Here is a 6,741-nt window from a genome sequence, read left to right on the forward strand (position 1 = left end):
GCTAATGTTATCAACCCAATCCATCTCTTCTGAGAAGCAAGCAGCCTTACTTTTGTGTGTCAGTGTTGATGGGCATATTGGTTGGTTTGGTTGAATAAGGGTTTTATCTCTGGTTCATTGGCGTGAATACCATAAACGCATAAATGTTTGTACAGGTGGCGTTGTATCGATGGATGACCTTAATCACCAGTGTCAACACCAACGGCACTGCGTGCGTAAAATAGTCACAGAAACGCAAAATTTGATGCTGTCGTGCTGGCCATTGTTGTGAAAATAAATTTATTTTCAATGAGTTGGTTGGTTCGATTAAATGAATGTGGCATGGTATGGGAAAGTTGATTCATGAGCGGGCAATGTACAGTGCGTGTTTTGGGAGTGGACCCGGGCAGCCGTGTGACCGGATTTGGGATCGTGGATGTGGTGGGTGGCAACCAACATATTTATGTGGCTTCTGGCTGCATTAAGACACGCCCAAAATCACCGCTGGCTGAACGCATTGCCGTGATTGTTGAAAACCTGGATGAGGTCATCGCCACTTATCGACCGCAGCAAGCCGCCATTGAACAGGTATTTGTGAACGTGAATCCGGCCGCCACGCTGATGTTGGGGCAGGCCCGCGGCGCTGCCATTGCCGCCTTGACTTTGCGGCAGCTGCCTGTCTATGAATACACCGCCCTGCAAGTCAAGCAAGCGGTGGTGGGCAAAGGTAAGGCCGCTAAAGAGCAGGTACAACACATGGTGGTGCACATGTTGGCCTTATCTGGGGTGCCCCAGGCAGATGCCTCGGATGCTTTGGCCGTGGCATTGACTCATGCCTTGCGCAATCACAGTTTGGCTGGGCAGATTCAACAAGGGTTGACGGTTAAAGCTGGGCGCTTTGTTGAAGAAAAACGACAATAATGGTCAAATTTGCGGCGTAAACCATTGGCGTGTTGCTCATTTTGACCCGTTTCAGGCAGCCTATCTGATGATTTTTTGCGCATCCCCCTATACTGGTCATTGATGAGACTCATCCAATCTGAGGCATTGATAATGTAGATTGCCATATGGATTGTGGTGATTGTCGCCATAAAACTGCCTTATGATATACCTGAGATGGTGATTTTCTGTCGGCAAGCGGCTTTAGCTACCATCAAACAGCCTATCGCAAGCATCGATCATTTATTCAGTATGACAAAAGACTTGAGCCAAACTCATGCTGCCTGAATAATAAACGCACCGGCAACCCAATTCGATGGGAGCAAGTTATGGATGCACGGGAGCGCAGTGCTTGGGTGGAATTGGCGTTAACGCCGTATGTGGGCGCAGAAACATTTTTGCGTTTATTGGCTCATTTTGGTTCGGCAACGGCCGCCTTATCGGCACCCGTTGCGCCGTGCGGCCTTTGTGGGCAAAATCCAAGACCGAAGCGGAATGGAAGGGGGCGTCAGCTCAACGTGCCGCCACAGCGGCTTTTGATTGGGAAAGTCGTTTTGCTGATGCTCATCTGTGTTTGTTGGCCGATGAAGGCTATCCCGCGTTATTGAGTGAAGGGCTCACGCCGCCACCGCTGTTGTTTGTACGTGGGCAAATTGCCTGTTTGCAACAACCCGCCATTGCCATTGTCGGCAGCCGTCATGCCACGCCGCAGGCAATGCGGATTGCCCGCGATTTTGCCCGTGTATTGGCAGAGCATGGTGTTGTCGTTGTCTCCGGCATGGCTGATGGTATAGACAGGGCTGCCCATGAAGGCGCATTGCAAGGTGGTGGTCACACTGTGGCCGTGTGGGGCACCGGCATCGACCGGGTGTATCCATCACGCAACAAGAAGCTGGCGGGGGAGATCGTTCAACATGGCTGTGTGGTATCGGAGTTTCCTTTGGGTACACGTCCACTGGCTGGCCATTTTCCACGACGTAATCGGTTGATTGCGGGGCTAGCGGTAGCCACATTGGTAGTGGAAGCGGCTACGGAATCTGGCTCTCTAATTACCGCACGGTTGGCAGCAGAAATGGGACGCGAGGTGATGGCTGTGCCGGGTTCTATTGATAACCCGCTAAGCAAAGGTTGTCATGCTTTGATTAAGCAAGGGGCAAAATTGGTGGAAAATCTAGATGATATTTTGCAAGAATGCCCATCGCTCTTGCAAAATGGATTTATGCAGCCATTTGGGGTGGTAAATACGAATCATACTAATGAGGATGCACGCTCTAGGCTGTCTGATGGTGCCCGTGGTGATGGTTCATCAACCGATAACGCGCAGTACGTGTTGCAACAAATGGGTTTTGATGCGGTTCACCCTGATGAATTGGTCACAATGCTTGGCATGACGGCGGCAGATGTGTATGCTGAAATAGTGGCATTGGAGCTTGCTGGATGGGTGCAGGCCTTACCTGGCGGCCGTTTTCAACGGATTAAATCTTGAAAGGAAACCAAAATGATTGATGTGATTGCGTTTTTAATCGAAAACTTTCAAGATGCCGATGCTTGTCCCCCGCGTGAAGATTTGGGCGAGCTTTTGGAAGAAGTGGGTTTTGACGATGAAGAAATTGGTGATGCGCTTACTTTTTTGGATGTATTGAAACACAAGCCACTGGTACCCGCTGAAAGTCTGCGTCAGAGCACGGGGATGCGCGTGTATTGCTTGGAAGAGTTGGATGCGTTGCCGGTGGAAGTGCATGGATTGTTGCATTTCCTCGAGCAAAACGGCGCTTTAAATCCAGAGCAGCGCGAGTTTGTCTTGAATGCTTTAATGAGTTTGCCTTATGAAGACATCACCGTTGATCATGCCAAAGTATTGGCTTTGCTGGTGTTGTGGGCACACAAATCTGAGTTGCCTGTATTGATTGGTGATGAATTGATGGCCGCACTCAATGGCGAAGCGGTAATGCAGTAGATGGCAATGTAAGCGGCGCTGATGCACTGCTAATACGTTGAGACAAAAAAGCTTTCAGGCAGCCTGAAAGCTTTTTGATTCGGCGGTTTTGTGGTCAAATCTTGATATACACGAATTAATTTAATAAAGATAAGAGCCTGAATAAATGGCAAAAAACCTACTCATTGTTGAGTCTCCTTCCAAAGCAAAAACTGAAGAAATACTTGGGCGGGGATTATGAAATCTTGGCATCTTATGGCCATGTGCGTGATTTGGTGCCCAAAAGTGGTGCTGTGGATCCCGAACACGATTTCGCCATGAAGTATCAGCTGGTGGCGCGCAACACCAAACATGTGGATGCTATCGTGGCGGCTGCCAAAGAAGCGGAATATTTATATTTGGCAACTGACCCGGATAGGGAAGGTGAAGCCATTTCTTGGCATTTGCAGGAAATTTTGAAGTCCAAGCGGGGTTTGAAAAACCTACAGCCGCAGCGTGTGGTGTTTCATGAAGTCACCAAAAAAGCGGTTTTGGACGCGATTGCTCATCCACGAGAACTGTCGCAAACCTTGGTGGATGCGCAGCAGGCTCGTCGTGCATTGGATTACTTGGTGGGGTTTAATTTATCCCCATTGCTGTGGAAAAAAATTCGACGCGGGTTGTCGGCCGGCCGGGTGCAGAGTCCTGCTTTAAGGCTGATCTGCGAGCGTGAAAACGAAATCCGTGCTTTCTCGGCGCAGGAATATTGGACTGTCCATTTGGATAGCCATAAGTCACGCACCAAATTCACTGCTAAGCTGACTCATTGGCAAGGGCAGAAACTGGAGCAGTTTGATATTCCAGATGAAGCACGTCAGCAAATCATTGTTGATGGTTTGGCTAGTCAAGATGCGCGCGTCAGCAAAGTAGAAAAGAAAAAGCGCAGCCGAAACCCCGCCGCACCTTTCACCACTTCCACCATGCAGCAAGAAGCGGTACGCAAACTGGGCATGACCACAGATCGCACCATGCGTACTGCACAACAACTGTATGAAGGTGTTGATGTGGGGCAAGGTGCGGTGGGCTTAATTACCTATATGCGTACCGATTCGGTGAATTTGTCGGATGAGGCTGTGGTGGAAATCCGTCATTTTATTGAGCACAAAATCGGCAAGGCTTATTTGCCGTCCAGTGCCAAGGCATACAAAACCAAATCTAAAAATGCGCAAGAGGCGCATGAGGCCATTCGGCCAACGTCGGTTTACCGCACGCCCGAAGCGGTGAAGCCATTTTTGACGGCTGAGCAATTTAAGCTTTATCAAATGATTTGGCAGCGAGCAGTAGCATGTCAAATGGCCCCAGCAAAATTCGATACCACCACTGTGGATATTGTGGTGGGTAAGGGTGTGTTCCGGGTAACTGGGCAAGTGCAAACGTTTGCAGGCTTTTTGAGTGTGTATGAAGAAGGTGTGGATGATGTTGATGCCGATGAAGACAGCAAAAAGCTACCTGAAATGGTTGAAGGGGATGTGCTACCAGTAGATAAAATCTATGGCGATCAACATTTTACTTTGCCACCGCCGCGCTATTCTGAAGCGAGCTTGGTGAAAGCTTTAGAAGAATATGGGATTGGTCGGCCATCTACCTATGCCAGTATTATCTCCACTTTGAAAGACCGTGAGTATGTTACGTTGGAGCAAAAACGCTTTTTGCCCACGGAAACTGGGGAGGTGGTGAATAAATTTTTGACCGAGCATTTTGGTCAATACGTGGATTACAATTTCACTGCCAAACTGGAAGATCAGCTGGATGATATTGCCAACGGTAAGCGGCAATGGAAACCAGTCATGCAGCAATTCTGGAAGGGTTTTGATAAAGAGGTTAAGGCCAAAGAAGACATTCCGCGCGCAGAGTTGACGGCAGAAAATTTGGATGAGGTTTGTCCCAAGTGTGGGCAGCATCAGTTGCAGATTAAGTTTGGCAAAAGAGGCCGATTTATTGCGTGTTCGGGTTATCCTGAGTGTGACTATACGCGTAATGTCAATGAAACAGCGGAAGAAGCGGCCAAGGCAGCTGAAGAACCTACTGTTGTAGAAGGTCGTGAGTGCCCTAAATGCGGTGGTCAATTGGTGTATAAACGCGGGCGTTATGGCAAATTTATTGGTTGTGGTAATTACCCCAAATGTAAATACATTGAACCTTTAGAAAAGCCTAAAGACACTGGCATTGAGTGCCCGAAATGCCATAAGGGGCATTTGATTGAGCGTAAGAGCCGGTATGGCAAGCTTTTTTATAGCTGCAATACTTACCCAGATTGTGATTACGCAGTGTGGAATCCCCCCATCAATGAACCTTGTCCGAAGTGTGGTTGGCCGTTATTGACCATTAAAACCACGAAACGGCGCGGCACTGAAAAAGTTTGTCCGCAAAAAGAGTGTGGCTACGCCGAGCAGATTGAGCCACCTGCACCCAAAGGCGAATAAGGCTGCCTGAAATTTTATTCGGAGAGTGGGCTAATAATCATTTTAAAAACTTTCAGGTTGCCTGAAAGTTTTTTTTGGATCAAAACATGCACAAACGACACCATAATCAAGTGCGTATCATTGGGGGTACACACCGAGGCAGAAAAATCGATTTCCCCACGGCTGAGGGTTTGCGCCCCACGGCGGATAGTGTACGTGAGCGTTTATTCAATTGGCTGGGCCAAGATTTGACTGGTTTGCGCGTATTGGACTTATTTGCAGGTAGCGGCGTCATGGGGATGGAAGCGGCGTCACGGCATGCGATGAGCGTGGTGATGGTGGAGGCCAATCGCATCGTGGCTAAAGCGTTACAGGATAATGTTAATAAATTGAATTTTCAGAAAATAAACGTTATTTGTGGAGAGGCATTATTGCATTTGAATGCATCAGCTCAGATATTTGATGTGGTGTTCTTGGACCCACCCTATGCATGGGCAGAGTGGCCGATTTTGTTTGATCGGATTGGGCCTCATTTAGAAAAGCTTGCGCGTGTATACGTTGAGGCAGAACGATTGCCTGAATTGCCGCCATCATGGATGATTCTGAAGGAAGGCAAGTCTGGTATGAGCCGTTTTGTATTGTGTCAGGTTGCCTGAAGCGTAAATGTGCTTGGACACAGAAGAATTTGAATTTAGTGTTATAATTCAAAATTACGGTTTTGAATTTGAGTTGAAAGCAAAGGAAGAGCGATGTCACTCTTGATTACTGATGAGTGCATTAACTGCGATGTATGCGAGCCTGAGTGCCCCAATGATGCCATTTATCAGGGTGAGGAAATCTACGAGATTAATCCGAATCGCTGTACACAATGCGTTGGCCATTACGATGAGCCTCAATGCCAGCAGGTATGCCCAGTTGATTGTATTTTAATCGATGAAGTCCATCCGGAGACGGAGGCCGAGCTGGAAGCCAAATATGAAAAGTTGATGGCGGAAAAAGAATAGACGATTTTAGATAAGCCAAACAGAAACAAGTATTTGCTAAGGTGACTTAAAAAAAATAGCCAAAGCGCTTGACGACATGTTATGCCTCCAGTACCATGCCGTTCTCTTTTGGAGGGATTCCCGAGCGGCCAAAGGGGGCAGACTGTAAATCTGTTGCGTAAGCTTCGAAGGTTCGAATCCTTCTCCCTCCACCAAAATTCAAGTCTTACTTGGAGTACTGTCAGATTTGAGTAAGTTAGCGGGTGTAGCTCAATGGTAGAGCAGAAGCCTTCCAAGCTTACGGTGAGGGTTCGATTCCCTTCACCCGCTCCAATGGATGTTTTATAATTCGCCCATGTAGCTCAGGGGTAGAGCACTCCCTTGGTAAGGGAGAGGTCGGCAGTTCAAATCTGCCATGGGCACCATTCTTTTTAAACTGTTAAGTCTTTAGATAGGAAGTAGC

The 6,741-nt window shown here is 48.0% G+C and carries 4 protein-coding genes, 3 tRNA genes and 2 pseudogenes; all 9 read left to right on the forward strand.

All coding sequences use genetic code 11. The annotated features are described in order from the left end of the window. The first annotated feature begins 342 nt into the window (after positions 1-342). The 9 genes and pseudogenes from ruvC to A2F46_RS10570 all read left to right on the forward strand — a co-directional run bounded on the left by ruvC (position 343) and on the right by A2F46_RS10570 (position 6,703). On the forward strand, positions 343-900 hold the full coding sequence (gene ruvC, locus A2F46_RS10530) for a crossover junction endodeoxyribonuclease RuvC (RefSeq protein WP_066570259.1): 558 nt from the start codon (positions 343-345) through the stop codon (positions 898-900). Positions 901-1,247: 347 nt separating this feature from the next. After that, positions 1,248-2,404 (forward strand): annotated as a pseudogene (gene dprA, locus A2F46_RS10535) (DNA-processing protein DprA). Positions 2,405-2,416: 12 nt separating this feature from the next. Further along, a complete protein-coding gene (locus tag A2F46_RS10540) occupies positions 2,417-2,875 on the forward strand; it encodes a DUF494 family protein (protein WP_066570261.1) in 459 nt (152 codons plus the stop codon). A 145-nt stretch (positions 2,876-3,020) separates the two neighbouring features. After that, positions 3,021-5,316, forward strand: a pseudogene (topA, locus tag A2F46_RS10545) (type I DNA topoisomerase). A gap of 74 nt (positions 5,317-5,390) precedes the next feature. Further along, positions 5,391-5,951, forward strand: coding sequence for a 16S rRNA (guanine(966)-N(2))-methyltransferase RsmD (gene rsmD / locus A2F46_RS10550; protein WP_369796338.1), 561 nt, complete (start codon positions 5,391-5,393; stop codon positions 5,949-5,951). A 93-nt stretch (positions 5,952-6,044) separates the two neighbouring features. Continuing rightward, complete coding sequence (locus tag A2F46_RS10555) at positions 6,045-6,299, forward strand: YfhL family 4Fe-4S dicluster ferredoxin (RefSeq protein ID WP_066570266.1); 255 nt, start codon at positions 6,045-6,047, stop codon at positions 6,297-6,299. Positions 6,300-6,409: 110 nt separating this feature from the next. Continuing rightward, a tRNA-Tyr gene (locus A2F46_RS10560) sits at positions 6,410-6,493 on the forward strand. A 44-nt stretch (positions 6,494-6,537) separates the two neighbouring features. Beyond that, a tRNA-Gly gene (locus A2F46_RS10565) sits at positions 6,538-6,611 on the forward strand. Between the two features lie 18 nt (positions 6,612-6,629). Continuing rightward, positions 6,630-6,703: transfer RNA gene (locus tag A2F46_RS10570), tRNA-Thr, on the forward strand. Positions 6,704-6,741: the final 38 nt, after the last annotated feature.

The sequence above is a fragment of the Snodgrassella sp. CFCC 13594 genome (assembly GCF_001590725.1).
In the GTDB taxonomy this organism is placed as follows: Bacteria; Pseudomonadota; Gammaproteobacteria; order Burkholderiales; family Neisseriaceae; genus Snodgrassella.